Genomic DNA, 13,906 nt, shown 5'->3' on the forward strand with positions numbered 1-13,906 from the left:
GTTGGTCACTAAGGCGTCTGCCACCGAGTCCCGGGTCAAGCCCGGGACGACAAGCTAGTGCACCACCTCGAACAAACCGGCCGCCCCCATGCCGCCGCCGACGCACATGGTCACAACCGCATACTTCGCCTTGCGGCGCCGTCCTTCGATCAAGGCGTGGCCGGTGAGCCGCGCGCCCGACATGCCGTAGGGATGGCCGACCGCGATCGCGCCGCCATTGACGTTGAGCTTATCAGGGTCGATGCCGAGTTTGTCGCGGCAATAGAGCACCTGCACCGCAAAGGCCTCGTTGAGCTCCCAGAGGTCGATGTCCTCGACCTTCAGGCCGTGGCGCTTGAGGAGGCGCGGCACGGCGAAGACTGGACCGATGCCCATCTCGTCGGGCTCGCAGCCGGCGGAGACGAAGCCGCGGAAGATGCCGAGCGGCTTCAGGCCGCGCCTGGCGGCTTCCTTGTCGCTCATGATCACGGTCGCGCTGGCGCCATCGGAAAGCTGGCTGGCATTGCCGGCGGTGATCGTAAATCCTTCGCCGCGCACGGGCTTCAGGCCCGCGAGGCCTTCGGCCGTGGTGTCGGGCCGCGGACCTTCGTCCTGCGACAGCGTCACCTCCTTGAACGACACTGCGCCGGTCGCTTTGTCGGTCACCGCCATCTGGGTGGTGATCGGCGCCAGCTCGTCCTTGAACTTGCCGCCCTGCTGGGCGGCTGCGGTGCGGCGCTGGCTCTCCAGCGAATATTCGTCCTGCTTCTCGCGCGAGATGTTGTAGCGCTTGGCGACCACTTCGGCGGTGTCGATCATGGGCATGTAGACCTCGCCCTTGATCTTCAGCAGTGCCGGGTCCTGCGCATGGAATGTGTTGATCTTGTCGTTCTGCACCAGGCTGATCGATTCACCGCCGCCGCCGACCGCGATCTCGACGCCGTCAAACAGCACCGAGCGCGCGGCAAGCGCGATTGCCTGCAGGCCGGAAGCGCATTGCCGGTCGATGGTGGTGCCGGCGACCGTCACGGGAAGGCCGGCGCGGAGCAGCGCCTTGCGTGCGATATTGCCGCCGGTTGAGCCCTGCTGCAGGGCCGCGCCCATCACGACGTCCTCGATCTCCCTCGGATCGACCTTGGCGCGAGCGACCGCCTCGCCGATGGCATGGCCGAGCAGCGTCGCGCCTTCGGTGACGTTGAGCGCGCCGCGATAGGCCTTGCCGATCGGCGTGCGGGCGGTGGAGACGATAACGGCGTCGGTCATGAACGACCTCCTGTTGTGGTTTCCGGTTGTTGTTTGGCTGCGCTGTCCGGAGCGGCCCGCTGCTGGCGCAGTTCGTGGCGGGAGAGTTTTCCAACCGGCGTTCGCGGCAATTCCTCGACGAATTCGAGCGCGGCCGGCAGTTCATGCTTGCCGAGCTTGCCGGTGAGGAAGGTGCGCAGATCGTCGATGGTGAACGGCGTGGTGCCATCGCGCAGCTTGATGAAGGCTTTCGCGGCCTCGCCCCGGTAGTCGTCGGGGATGCCGATCACGATCACTTCCTGCACCGCGGGGTGCGTATAGATCGCCTGTTCGATCATCTGCGGATAGACGTTGAAGCCGCCGGAGATGATCATGTCCTTCTTGCGGTCGACCAGGTAGAAATAGCCGTCCGCGTCCATGTAGCCGATGTCGCCGGTGAGGAAGCGGTCGCCGACAAAGGCCTCGGTGGTTTCCTTTGGCCGGTTCCAGTAACCTTTGGTGACGTTCGGCCCACGAATCCGGATCTCGCCGACTTCGCCCACGGGCAGGACCTGCTTCGGATCATCCAGCGAAACCACATCAAGCTCGATGCCCGGCAGCATCAGGCCGATCGAGCCGGGCTTGTCCGGCCCTTCCTTCACGTGACCGGTGCCCGGCGAGCAGGTCTCGGTCATGCCCCAGCCGCTGCGGAGCTTCATGCCGACCCGTCGCTCGAAGATCTTTGCGACTTCCACCGGCAGCGGCGCGCCGCCGGAGCCGCAGCTCACCAGCGAGGACAGGTCGCGCTTGTCGAGATCGGGCAGGGCGGCGATCGCGATCCACATCGTGGGCACGCCCGGGAAGACGGTGGCGCGCTTGACCTCGATGTCGCGCATCACGGCCTGGACGTCGAAGCGCTGGTGCAGCGAGATCAGGTGGCCGTGCCGGATCGAGGACAAGAGCACGACCGTCAGCGCGTAGATGTGGAACAGCGGCAGCACGCAGATCACGCGCTCGATCGCATCGCGCTCCGCGCGGGCGGCCTTGCCCCAGACGTCATAGATCGACACCGCCGCGGTCAAATTGCCGTGGCTCAGCATCGCGCCTTTCGGCAGGCCTGTGGTGCCGCCGGTATATTGCAGCAGCGCGACGTCGTCGGCGCTGACCTCAGGCCATTTGGCGGGCCTGGTCGCGCCGTCGACGAACTGGCGGTAGGTGATGACGGCGGGATTGTCGGGCAGGGCCGTTTGCGGCGTGCCGATCTTGCCCCAATGATCGTCCTCGCAGACGATCAGCCGGTCGAGCAGGCCTTTGTCGAGGAATTTCAGCGCGGTCGGCAACAGCGCCGAGAGGTTGCTGGTGATGAGGATGCGCGCGCCGGAATCGGCGAGCTTGTGCGAGAGTGCGATCTCGCCGTCGAGCGGCGAGAGATGCACGACGCGGGCGCCGGCCTTGAGCGCGCCGAAGAAGTTGATCGGATGGTCGGGCGTGTTGCCGAGGAACAGCGCTACCGAGGTGTCCCTGCCGTAACCGGCGCGCAGGAAGGCGGAAGCCGCGGTTTCGACCAGCGCTTCCAGCTCCGCATAGGTGATCGGCCGGTCGCGGAATTCGATCACCGTCCGCGGGCCGTAGGCTGCGGCCGCGGACGAGAGCAGGTCAGGCAATGAGCCGCGCGCGATCGGGTCGTCCCAATGCACGCCCTTCGGATAAAACTGTTCGCCGGGGTGGGTCATGGTACTCACTGGGCCGTCATTCCGGGGCGCGCGAAGCGCGAACCCGGAATCCATTGGGCACATACACAGGCGGAGAAATGGATTCCGGGCTCACGCTTGCGCGTGCCCCGGAATGACAAGTGGCAACAGTCGTCCATCAAGCCGCCTTCGACGGCGCGGCAAGCGAGGCGAACGTCTTGCCTTCATCGGCGAGGCGCTTGAGCAGCGGCGCCGGCTCGAGCGAGGGATCGTTGGTCTCCTTGGCATAGAAGGAGAGGCGATCGGCGATGTGCTTCAGGCCCACGGTGTCGGCCCAGAACATCGGGCCGCCGCGATAGATCGGCCAGCCATAGCCGTAGAGCCAGACCACATCGATATCGGACGGCCGCGCCGCGATGCCTTCGTCCAGGATCCGCGCGCCCTCGTTGATCATCGGATACATCATGCGCTCGAGGATCTCGTCGTCGCTGACGACGCGCTTCTTGCGGCCGAGACGCGCGAGCGTCTCGTCGATCAGCTTCTCGACTTCCGGATCGGGCAGCGCCGCGCGCGAGCCGGCTTCATATTTATAATAGCCCTTGCCGGTCTTCTGGCCGAAGCGGCCGGCTTCGCACAGCGCGTCCGCGATTTCCGACTTGATGCCGCGGTCCTTGCGCGAGCGCCAGCCGATGTCGAGGCCGGCGAGGTCGCCCATCGCGAACGGGCCCATCGGCATGCCGAATTTTGTCACGACGGCGTCGACCTGCTGCGGCAGCGCGCCTTCGAACAGCAGCTTCTCGGCCTGCTTGCCGCGCTGCGCGAGCATGCGGTTGCCGACGAAGCCGTCGCAGACGCCGACCACGGCCGGCACCTTCGCGATCTTGCGCGCGATCGATACCGCTGTGACCAGCGCGTCGGGCGCGGTCTTATCGGCGCGCACGATCTCGCACAGCTTCATGACGTTGGCGGGCGAGAAGAAGTGCATGCCCAGCACGTCCTGCGGCCGCTTGGTCTCCTTCGCGATCTCGTCGATATTCAGGTACGAGGTATTGGAAGCGAGCACTGCGCCCGGCTTGGCAAATTGATCGAGCTTGCCGAACACTTCCTTTTTCACCGCCATGGTCTCGAACACCGCCTCAATGACGAGGTCGGCGTCCTTGACGTTCTCGAGGCCGACCACGCCATGGATCAGCGCCATCCGCTTGGCGGGCGCGTCGGCTGGGATGCCACCGCGGGCGGCGGTCGCCTCATAGTTCTTCTGCATCACGCCCAGGCCGCGCTTGAGCTGCTCCTCGCCGGTCTCGATCAGCGTCACCGGAATGCCGGCATTGGCAAAGGACATCGCGATGCCACCACCCATGGTGCCGGCGCCGATGATGGCGACGCGCTCGACCGGGCGCGGCTTCGTGCCATCTGGCACACCAGCGATCTTCGCGGCTTCGCGCTCCGCGAAGAAGGCGTAGCGTTGCGCCTTGGACTGGTCGCCGGAGACGAGCTTCAGGAAGGTCTCGCGTTCCTTCTTCAGGCCTTGATCGAAGGGCAGGTCGATCGCGGCGCCGACCGCGTCGGCGGCGGCGAACGGCGCTTCCAGGCCGCGAGCGCGCTTGGTCAATGCGGCGACCGCATTTGTGAAGATCGAGCGGTCAGCCTTGGCCGCGGCGAGTTTGGAGTCGTCGTCGCGCAACTTGCGCAACGGACGCTTCTCCGCCAGCACCTTGCGCGCGAAGGCTTCGCCGCCGGCGGCCGGTCCCTCGACGATCTCCTCGATCAGCCCGCTCTTAAGCGCTTCCGGAGCGCCGATCGGATCGCCGCCGACGATCATCTTGACCGCGAGCTCGGGTCCGACCGCGCGCGGCAGGCGCTGGGTGCCGCCGGCGCCGGGTAGAAGTCCGAGCTTGACTTCGGGCAGGCCGAGCCGGGCGTCCTTGGTCGCCACGCGATAGTGGCATGCCAGAGCGACTTCGAGGCCGCCGCCGAGCGCGGTGCCGTGGATCGCGGCAACGATCGGCTTCGGCGAATTCTCCATCACCTCCAGCACTTCGTTGAGGCCGGGCGGCTTCGGCGGCTTGCCGAATTCGGTGATGTCGGCGCCGGCGATGAAGGTGCGGCCGGCGCAGGTCAACACGATCGCCTTCACTTCGGCATCGGCGATCGCACTCTTGATGGATTCCAGGATGCCGCCGCGCACTGCGGCACTGAGCGCGTTGACCGGAGGATTGTTAACCGTGACGATGCCAATGACGTCATGCCGCTCGAGTTTTACGACTTCGCTCACGAGACTCTCCTTGGATGCTGTGTTCTTTTGCAGTGTGTTCTTTTGCAGTGTGTTCTTTTGCAAGGCGTTCTTGCGGTTCTTGCGTTTAGTGGCTAATTTCGCACTGCGAAATTAAATTCCACATCTTGACAGGGAGGGTTATTTTGAAGCACGTCCCTTGTCAACGAGATCGACAAAGTGGCGGGGAATGAAACGTTCAGGAAAGAAGGCGGCGACCGATCGCAATTTCGTGGTCGCGCTTTCCCGTGGATTGGAAGTCCTGCGCGCATTCCGTCCCAATGACGGGCTTCTCGGCAATCAGGAGATCGCGGCCCGCACCAATCTGCCGAAGCCAACCATTTCGCGGTTGACCTACACGTTGACCAAGCTCGGCTACCTTACACCCGTCCCGCGTTTCGAGAAGTACCAGCTCACACCGTCTGCCATGGCGCTGGGTTATGCCGCGCTCGCCAATCTCGGCGTCCGGCATTTGTCCGAGCCCTATCGCGAGGACGTGATGCGCGCGACCGGCGGTGCGGTTGCGGTCGGCGGGCGCGACCGGCTCAGCATGATTTATTTCGGACAGAGCCGGAACGGACTGACGCTCGGCGTTCAGCTCGATGTCGGTTCGCGGATACCAATGGCGACCACCGCGATGGGGCGTGCCTATATCTGGGCGCTGCCGGACGACGAGCGTACCGCCTTGCTGCGCGAGCTTCGCGATCACTATGGCAGCCGCTGGCCGAAGATGCGCGACGGCATCGAACGCTCGGGCGAATTGGTGGCGAAGCGCGGTTTTGCAATTTCTGCTGGCGAATGGCAGGACGATGTTCACGCCGTCGGCGTCGCATTGCAACTGAATGACGGAACCGGTCCGTATGCCTTCAATTGCGGCGCGCCGGCATTCCGCTTTACGGAAGACCGTTTGCTCAACGATATTGGACCTCGCCTTGTCGCGATGGTAAGGAACATCGAGCAGGCGCTTGGTGGGGTGGCGCCGCAATCCAGAAAAGCTGAAAGCAAAAAGTCTAGATCAGGAGGGAAAGTTGCACGTGTGGCCGAGGGCATCTGATAGCCTTCTTCATCGCCGGCGCGATCGCTCGCGCGGCGCTCTCCGCCCTCTCAAGCGGGCGGGCGAGACGAGATGACGCAGGCACAACTCGCGCAGGGTCATGCGCCCCTGCTCGCGGTTCGCGACGTTAGCGTCGTGTTCGGCGGCATCGTTGCGTTGAACGGCGTCTCCTTCGACATGCACCAGGGCCAGATCCTGGGACTGATCGGACCGAACGGCGCCGGCAAGACGACGCTCTTCAACTGCCTCTCGCGGCTCTACCAGCCGAGCTCCGGCGACATCCTGATGGAAGGCGTCAGCATCCTGACGCGCCCGCCGCACAAGATCGCCGAGATCGGCATCGGCCGCACATTCCAGAACGTGGCGCTGTTTCCCAATCTCTCTGTGCTCGACAACGTCCGCGTCGGCACCCACGCGCGCACCTCCAGCGACATCATCAGCGACTCGCTCAAGCTTGCCTGGATCAGGCGCACCGAGGCTTCGGTCAACAAGAAGGTGCATGAGATCCTGGCCTATCTCGACCTCGAGGACGTCGGGCACAGCATCGTTTCGGGCCTGCCCTTCGGCACCCAGAAGCGCGTCGAATTGGCGCGGGCGCTCGCGGCCGATCCGAAGATCCTGCTGCTGGACGAGCCGGCCGGCGGCCTCAACCATGAAGAGGTCTATGTGCTCGGCGACCTCGTGCGCAAGATCCGCGACGAGCGCAAGATCACCGTGCTGCTGGTCGAGCACCACATGGGCATGGTGATGTCGACCGCCGATCATGTCGTCGCGCTGAATTTCGGCCGCAAGCTCGCGGAAGGAACCCCTAGCCAGGTCCAGGCCGACCCCGACGTCATCAAGGCCTATCTCGGGAGCAAGGACCAATGACGCCAATGCTCAACGTCAAGGACTTGCGCGCCTATTACGGCCAGGTCCAGGCGCTTCACGGCCTCAGCTTCTCGCTGGACGAAGGCTCGCTGACCACGCTGCTCGGCGCCAACGGCGCCGGCAAGACCACCACGCTGCGGGCGATCTGCAACATGGTGCGCTCGACCGGCGCGATCGAGTTCGAGGGCAAGCCGATCGGCAGCCGCACGACCGAGAACGTCGTCCGCCTCGGCATCGCCCATGTGCCGCAGGGCCGCGGCACCTTCACCAACATGACGGTGGAGGAGAATCTTCAGCTCGGTGCCATCACGCGCGGCGACAAGAAGAACATCGTCGCCGACATCGAGCGCATGTACGACCACTTCCCGGTGCTCAAGCAGCGCTACACCCAGCAGGCCGGCACGCTGTCGGGCGGCGAGCAGCAGATGCTCGCAGTTGCGCGCGCGCTGATGCTGCGGCCGCGGCTGATGCTGCTGGACGAACCGTCGTTCGGCCTGGCGCCGCTGGTGGTGCGCGACCTGTTCCGCATTTTCAGCAAGATCAACCGCGAGGACAAGGTCACCATCCTGGTGGTCGAGCAGAACGCGCAGCTCGCGCTCGAGCTCGCCGACCATGCCTATGTGATCGAAACCGGACGCATCGTGATGTCCGGCAACGCCAAGGACGTCGCCAATAACGAAGACGTCCGCAAATCCTATCTGGGTTACTGAGGGAGCGAGGACCATGGAGCTCTTTGCCAACCAAGTCCTGGCCGGCATCGCCACGGGCGCGATCTACGCCTGCATGGCGCTTGCCGTCGTGATGATCTACCAGGCGATCGACCATCTCAATTTCGCGCAAGGCGAAATGGCGATGTTCTCGACCTTCATGTCCTGGCAGATGATGCAATGGGGCGTGCCCTATTGGTGGGCGTTCATCCTCACCGTTATTCTTTCCTTTGTCGGCGGCATCCTGATCGAGCGACTGTTGTTCAAGCCGCTCGCGAAGGCGCCGGTGCTGACGAACGTCGCCGGCTTCATCGCGCTGTTTGCGATCGTCAACTCCGTCGCCGGCCTGATCTGGGATTTCACCATCAAGCAGTATCCGACGCCGTTCGGCTCTTCGCCCTTCCTCGGCAGCCAGCTCATCTCGACCCACCAGGCCGGCATGGTCGGCGTCACCGTGCTGCTGCTCGTCGGGCTCTATTTCTTCTTCCAGTTCACCCGCATTGGCCTTGCGATGCGGGCGGCCGCCTCATTGCCTGAATCGGCGCGGCTGGTCGGCATCAACACGAGCTGGATGATCGCGCTCGGCTGGGGCATGGCGTCCGCGATCGGCGCGATCGCCGGCATGCTGATCGCGCCGGTCGTGTTCCTGGAGCCGAACATGATGGGCGGCGTGCTGATCTACGGCTTTGCCTCCGCGGTGCTCGGCGGGTTGTCTTCGCCGCTCGGCGCCGTGATCGGCGGTTTCCTGGTCGGCGTGTTCGAGAATCTCGCCGGCACCTACATTCCCGGTGTCGGCAACGAGCTCAAGCTTCCGATCGCGCTTGCGCTGATCATCACCGTCTTGGTCGTCAAACCGGCTGGGCTGTTTGGCCGGCCCATCGTGAAGCGAGTCTGATCATGAGCGCGGCTGAAGAAGTTGTAACTGAAGCCCCGGCCGTCGAGGCGGTTCCGAAGCGCGCCATGACGCTCGGCTACGGCGCCTCGCTGGTGGTGCTGGCGGCGCTGATCCTCACCCCCCTGTTCGTCAAGAACTTCGTCATCTTCCAGATGACGATGCTCCTGATCTACGGGCTCGCGGTGCTGGCGCTCAACATCCTGACCGGAGGCTCAGGCCAGTTCTCGCTCGGCCAGAGCGCGTTCTACGCGGTTGGCGCCTATACCACTGCGATCCTGATGGAGCACTTCAACGTCAATTACGCGCTGACGCTGCCTATCGCCGGTGTCATCTGCTTTGGATTCGGCTTCCTGTTCGGCCAGCCGGCGCTGCGGCTGTCGGGCATCTACCTCGCGCTCGCGACCTTTGCGCTGGCGCTCGCCATGCCGCAGCTCCTCAAGCTCGGCTTCCTCGAGCACTGGACCGGCGGCGTGCAGGGTCTGGTCGTGACCAAACCGGACGCGCCATTCGGCCTGCCGCTGTCGCAGGACATGTGGCTCTACTACTTCACGCTGGCGATCTCGATCGGGATCTACATCGCCTCGATCAACCTGCTACGTTCGCGCTCGGGACGCGCCCTGATGTCGATCCGCGACAACGAGATCGCGGCATCCGCCATGGGCGTTAACGTCGCCCTGTACAAGACACTGGCTTTCGGCGTCAGCGCCGGGATCACCGGCATCGCCGGCGGCCTGGGCGCGATCGCGGTTCAGTTCGTCGCGCCCGACGGCTACACCATCACGCTCGCGATCTCCTTGTTCGTCGGCATGGTGGTCGGCGGCGTCGGCTGGCTGCCGGGATCGATCGTCGGTTCGGCCTTCATCATCTTCGTGCCGAACATTGCGGAAGGCATTTCCAAGGGCCTCTCCGGCGCCGTGTTCGGCGTGCTGCTGTTCCTCGTCATCTACCTGGTGCCGCATGGCGCCCGGCAGGTCGCCATCATCGCGCAGCAACTGGCGGCGAAACTCAAGAAGAACTGAAGAACCAAGAAAAGAGACTTTAGGAGAGACAATGCCCTTTAAACTACGGACCGCCGTGCTTTCGGCGGCGGTCATCGCGTTTGCTGCCACGTCCGGCAGCGCCTTTGCCCAGAAGAAATACGATACCGGCGCCTCCGACACCGAGATCAAGATTGGCAACATCATCCCTTACAGCGGACCTGCGTCCGCCTATGGCACGATCGGCAAGACCGAGGCCGCCTATTTCCGGATGATCAACGATCAGGGCGGCATCAATGGCCGCAAGGTCAATTTCATCACCTATGACGACGCCTACTCGCCGCCGAAGGCGGTCGAGCAGGTGCGCAAGCTGGTCGAGAGCGACGAAGTCCTTGTTGTCTTCAACCCGCTCGGCACGCCCTCGAACACCGCGATCCAGAAATACCTCAACTCCAAGAAGATCCCGCAATTGTTCGTCGCCACCGGCGCGACCAAGTGGAACGACCCGAAGAACTTTCCGTGGACCATCGGCTGGCAGCCGAGCTACCAGAGTGAAGCGCAGATCTACGCGAAATGGCTGATGAAGGAGAAGCCGGACGCCAAGGTCGCGATCCTCTATCAGAACGACGATTTCGGCAAAGACTACCTCAAGGGCACCAAGGACGGCCTTGGCGCCAAGGCCGCCTCGATGATCATCCTCGAGGAAAGCTACGAGATCTCCGAGCCGACGATCGATTCCCACATCGTCAAGATCAAGGCCGCCAATCCGGACGTACTGTTGATCTACGCCACGCCGAAATTCGCCGCCCAGACCATCAAGAAGACCGCCGAGCTCGGCTGGAAGCCGCTGCAGATCGTCAGCAACGTCTCGATCTCGGTCGGCAGCGTGATGCAGCCGGCGGGATTTGAGAACGCCCAGGGCGTGCTCTCGGCCGCCTACGCCAAGGACGGCAGCGACCCGCAATGGAACAACGATCCCGGCATGAAGACGTGGAATGAATTCCTCGACAAGTACATGCCGGGCGTCGACAAGACCGAGAGCGCCCTGGTTTACGGCTACGGCGCTGCACAAACCCTGGCGAAAGTATTGCAGATGTGCGGCGACGATCTGACCCGCGCCAACGTCATGAAGCAGGCGGCAAGCCTGAAGGATTTTGCGCCCGACACGCTGCTGCCCGGCGTCAAGATCAACACCTCTGCCACCGACTTCGCCCCGATCAGCCAGCTTCAGATGATGCGGTTCAAGGGACAAAAGTGGGAACTGTTCGGCGAGATCATCAGCGGCGACGTCCCCACCGACTAAGGTTGCAGTGCAAGAGACGCGCTACGAGCCCCGCGGCGCAAGCCGGGGGGCTTTTTGTTGACTGACGGTGCGAGAACCGCATTCAATGCCACCGTGGGAGTTCCAAGAAACGCATCCACTCAAGGGTGAAGGAAACGAATGACTGCCGTGCGTTTGCGATTGACTGCCCTTTCAGCCGTACTTGCCCTGATCGCCGTCACCACGGGCGGTGCGCTTGCCCAGAAGAAGTATGATACCGGCGCCGGCGACACCGAGATCAGAATAGGCAACATCATGCCCTATAGCGGACCGGCTTCCGGCTATGGCGTGATCGGCCAGGCCGAAGCGGCCTATTTCAACAAGATCAACGCCGAGGGCGGCATCAACGGGCGCAAGATCAAGTTCATCAGCTACGACGACGGCTACAGCCCGTCGAAGACCGTGGAGCAGGCGCGCAAGCTCGTGGAGAGCGATGAAGTGCTCCTGATCTTCAACCCGCTCGGCACGGTCACCAACCTCGCGATCCAGAAATACATGAACGGCAAGGGAGTGCCGCAGCTCTTCGTCGCCTCCGGCGCCAGCAAGTGGGACCAGCCAAAGGAGTTTCCGTGGACCATGGGCTGGCAGCCGAACTACCAGAGCGAGGCGCGCATCTATGCCAAATACATCATGAAGGAGAAGCCGGACGCCAAGGTCGGCGTGCTCTATCAGAACGACGATTTCGGCAAGGATTACCTGAGAGGCTTGAGGGACGGATTTGGCGAGAAGGCGGCGATGATTGTCGCCGAGGAGAGCTACGAGACGTCAGAGGCGTCGATGGAGAGCCACATCGTCAAGCTGAAGGCCGCCGGCGTCGACGTCTTCGTCAGCATCGCCATGCCGAAATTTGCAGCCCAGGCGATCAAGAAGATGGCGGAGCTCAACTGGAAGCCGCTGCAGATCGTGTCCAACGTTTCCGCTTCCGTCGGCGGCGTGATGAAGCCGGCCGGTTTCGAGAATGTACAGGGCGTTCTTTCGGCAGCCTATGCCAAGGATGGCGCCGACCGGCAATGGGACAACGATCCCGGCATGAAGCAGTTCTTGGCGTTCCTGGAGAAATATTACCCGGAAGCCGACCGGCGCGATGGCGCGGTGGTCTATGGCTATGGCGCAGCGCAGACCATGGTGAAGGTGCTGCAGATGTGCGGCGACGATCTCACCCGTGCCAACATCATGAAGCAGGCCGCGAGCCTTAAGGACTTTGCACCCGACACGCTGCTGCCCGGCATCGCCATCAACACATCGCCGACCGACTTCGCGCCGATCGAGCAACTACAGATGATGCGCTTCAAAGGAGACAAGTGGGAGTTGTTCGGTGACGTCATGAACAGCGCGCTCGGGCATTGACGGAGTCGCGGCGGCATCCGCCGCTTCCAATCGGGCCGGACGCATCCGAAGCCCCCCGCGATTCCATCGCGGGGGGCTTTTTGTTGCCGGGACCAGGTGAAAGGTATTCAATGCCGGCAGGAGCCGGAAAGTGCTCCCAATCCAAAAACATGACACATCCATCATGATCCCAAGGAGATCACAATGTCTGCCATCCATGTGCGGCTGGGGGCCTTTGCGGCCGCCCTCGCATTGCTGGCCGTGAGCAGCGGCCACGCGCTTGCCCAGAAGCGATACGACTCCGGCGTCACCGACACTGAAATCAAGATCGGCAACATCATGCCCTACAGCGGACCCGCTTCCGCCTATGGCGTGATCGGCAAGACCGAGGCGGCCTATTTCAACAAGGTCAATGCCGAGGGCGGCATCAACGGCCGCAAGATCAACTTCGTCACCTATGACGATGCTTACTCTCCGCCGAAGACGGTGGAGCAGGCCCGCAAGCTGGTTGAAAGCGACGAGGTGCTCCTCATCTTCAATTCGCTCGGCACGCCGCCGAATACAGCGATCCAGAAATACATGAATCAGAAGAAGGTGCCGCAGCTCTTCGTCGCGACCGGCGCCACCAAGTGGAACGATCCGCAGAATTTCCCCTGGACCATGGGCTGGCAGCCAAATTACCAGAGCGAGTCGGTCATCTATGCCAAGTACATCCTGAAGAACCATCCGATGGCCAGGATCGCGGTGCTCTACCAGAACGATGATTACGGCAAGGACTATCTGAAGGGCTTCAAGGACGGCCTCGGCGCCAAGGCGGCCTCGATGATCGTGATCGAGGAGAGCTACGAAGTCTCCGAACCCACCATCGACAGCCACATCGTCAAATTGAAAGCCACGGGGGCCGACGTCTTCTTCAACATCACGACGCCGAAATTCGCGGCACAGGCGATCAAGAAGAACGCCGAAATCGGCTGGAAGCCGCTGCACTTCCTGAACAACGTCTCGTCCTCGGTGGGCAGCGTGCTCAAGCCGGCCGGCTTCGAGAACGCGCAGGACATCATCTCCTCGAATTATCTCAAGGATCCGACCGATTCGCAGTGGAAGAGCGATCCCGGCATGATCGCCTGGAACGAATTCCTGGATAAATACTATCCGGAGGCCAACCGCTCCGACCTCTCGGTCATGTACGGCTACACGGTGGCGCAAGGCATGGTGCATGTGCTGAAGGCCTGCGGCGACAACCTGACTCGCGAGAACATCATGAAGCAGGCTGCCAGCATCCGCGACCTCGAGCTCGGCGGGCTTTTGCCGGGTGTCAAGGTTAATACGTCGCCAACCGATTTCGCGCCTCTCTCGCAACTGCAGCTCATGAGATTCAAGGGCGACACCTGGGAGCGCTTTGGCGAAACCCTGAGCGGCGACGTCGGCGGCTGATCGCCGGTGCTGTCTACTAAAGATGCAGCCCCTGCGGCTTTGCCGCAGGGGCTTTTGGTTGAGGCCCTGTCGGCAAAATGCTAATCGATACGGCCAACAGCAAGAGCTTTCGGATCAAGAAAGCCGTGACACAGCATCCACGTCATCAAAAAGGGAGAG

11 protein-coding genes are annotated in these 13,906 nt (G+C 63.0%); 8 read left to right on the forward strand and 3 right to left on the reverse strand.

Going from position 1 to position 13,906, the window contains the following annotated elements; genetic code table 11:
- Positions 1–54: 54 nt before the first annotated feature.
- The 3 genes from ACVJGD_RS33130 to ACVJGD_RS33140 form a co-directional block, all read right to left on the reverse strand.
- Positions 55–1,242: an acetyl-CoA C-acyltransferase gene (locus tag ACVJGD_RS33130; protein ID WP_456638145.1), complete on the reverse strand. Its 1,188-nt coding sequence runs from the start codon at positions 1,240–1,242 to the stop codon at positions 55–57.
- Positions 1,239–2,933 carry a dicarboxylate--CoA ligase PimA gene (gene pimA / locus ACVJGD_RS33135; RefSeq protein WP_456640451.1) on the reverse strand — a complete coding sequence of 565 codons (1,695 nt, stop codon included), beginning with the start codon at positions 2,931–2,933 and terminating at the stop codon, positions 1,239–1,241. Before pimA ends, ACVJGD_RS33130 begins: the two co-directional genes overlap by 4 nt.
- Positions 2,934–3,069: 136 nt before the next feature.
- Positions 3,070–5,166 (reverse strand): 3-hydroxyacyl-CoA dehydrogenase NAD-binding domain-containing protein, encoded by a 2,097-nt coding sequence (locus ACVJGD_RS33140; protein ID WP_456638146.1) that lies wholly within the window; start codon positions 5,164–5,166, stop codon positions 3,070–3,072.
- A 187-nt stretch (positions 5,167–5,353) separates the two neighbouring features.
- Here ACVJGD_RS33140 and ACVJGD_RS33145 point away from each other — a divergent pair, with 187 nt between their 5' ends.
- From ACVJGD_RS33145 to ACVJGD_RS33180, 8 genes are all read left to right on the forward strand, one after another.
- Positions 5,354–6,217 (forward strand): IclR family transcriptional regulator, encoded by an 864-nt coding sequence (locus tag ACVJGD_RS33145; protein ID WP_456638147.1) that lies wholly within the window; start codon positions 5,354–5,356, stop codon positions 6,215–6,217.
- Between the two features lie 72 nt (positions 6,218–6,289).
- Positions 6,290–7,087: an ABC transporter ATP-binding protein gene (locus tag ACVJGD_RS33150; RefSeq protein WP_456638148.1), complete on the forward strand. Its 798-nt coding sequence runs from the start codon at positions 6,290–6,292 to the stop codon at positions 7,085–7,087.
- Positions 7,084–7,797, forward strand: coding sequence for an ABC transporter ATP-binding protein (locus ACVJGD_RS33155; protein ID WP_456638149.1), 714 nt, complete (start codon positions 7,084–7,086; stop codon positions 7,795–7,797). Before ACVJGD_RS33150 ends, ACVJGD_RS33155 begins: the two co-directional genes overlap by 4 nt.
- Positions 7,798–7,810: 13 nt before the next feature.
- Positions 7,811–8,689, forward strand: coding sequence for a branched-chain amino acid ABC transporter permease (locus ACVJGD_RS33160; protein ID WP_456638150.1), 879 nt, complete (start codon positions 7,811–7,813; stop codon positions 8,687–8,689).
- A gap of 2 nt (positions 8,690–8,691) precedes the next feature.
- A complete protein-coding gene (locus tag ACVJGD_RS33165; RefSeq protein WP_456638151.1) occupies positions 8,692–9,708 on the forward strand; it encodes a branched-chain amino acid ABC transporter permease in 1,017 nt (338 codons plus the stop codon).
- Between the two features lie 31 nt (positions 9,709–9,739).
- Complete coding sequence (locus ACVJGD_RS33170; RefSeq protein WP_456638152.1) at positions 9,740–10,969, forward strand: ABC transporter substrate-binding protein; 1,230 nt, start codon at positions 9,740–9,742, stop codon at positions 10,967–10,969.
- A gap of 138 nt (positions 10,970–11,107) precedes the next feature.
- Positions 11,108–12,334, forward strand: coding sequence for an ABC transporter substrate-binding protein (locus ACVJGD_RS33175; RefSeq protein ID WP_456638153.1), 1,227 nt, complete (start codon positions 11,108–11,110; stop codon positions 12,332–12,334).
- A 183-nt stretch (positions 12,335–12,517) separates the two neighbouring features.
- Positions 12,518–13,747: an ABC transporter substrate-binding protein gene (locus ACVJGD_RS33180; RefSeq protein WP_456638154.1), complete on the forward strand. Its 1,230-nt coding sequence runs from the start codon at positions 12,518–12,520 to the stop codon at positions 13,745–13,747.
- Positions 13,748–13,906 lie beyond the last annotated feature (159 nt).

It is taken from the genome of Bradyrhizobium sp. USDA 10063, from assembly GCF_054063735.1.

What these genes read in the sequence shown, in the direction of transcription:
- ACVJGD_RS33130 (WP_456638145.1), bottom strand. Translation starts at nt 1,242, where the DNA reads ATGACCGACGCCGTTATCGTCTCCACCGCCCGCACGCCGATCGGCAAG.
- pimA (WP_456640451.1), bottom strand. Translation starts at nt 2,933, where the DNA reads ATGACCCACCCCGGCGAACAGTTTTATCCGAAGGGCGTGCATTGGGAC.
- ACVJGD_RS33145 (WP_456638147.1), top strand. Translation starts at nt 5,354, where the DNA reads ATGAAACGTTCAGGAAAGAAGGCGGCGACCGATCGCAATTTCGTGGTC.
- ACVJGD_RS33150 (WP_456638148.1), top strand. Translation starts at nt 6,290, where the DNA reads ATGACGCAGGCACAACTCGCGCAGGGTCATGCGCCCCTGCTCGCGGTT.
- ACVJGD_RS33155 (WP_456638149.1), top strand. Translation starts at nt 7,084, where the DNA reads ATGACGCCAATGCTCAACGTCAAGGACTTGCGCGCCTATTACGGCCAG.
- ACVJGD_RS33160 (WP_456638150.1), top strand. Translation starts at nt 7,811, where the DNA reads ATGGAGCTCTTTGCCAACCAAGTCCTGGCCGGCATCGCCACGGGCGCG.
- ACVJGD_RS33165 (WP_456638151.1), top strand. Translation starts at nt 8,692, where the DNA reads ATGAGCGCGGCTGAAGAAGTTGTAACTGAAGCCCCGGCCGTCGAGGCG.
- ACVJGD_RS33170 (WP_456638152.1), top strand. Translation starts at nt 9,740, where the DNA reads ATGCCCTTTAAACTACGGACCGCCGTGCTTTCGGCGGCGGTCATCGCG.
- ACVJGD_RS33175 (WP_456638153.1), top strand. Translation starts at nt 11,108, where the DNA reads ATGACTGCCGTGCGTTTGCGATTGACTGCCCTTTCAGCCGTACTTGCC.
- ACVJGD_RS33180 (WP_456638154.1), top strand. Translation starts at nt 12,518, where the DNA reads ATGTCTGCCATCCATGTGCGGCTGGGGGCCTTTGCGGCCGCCCTCGCA.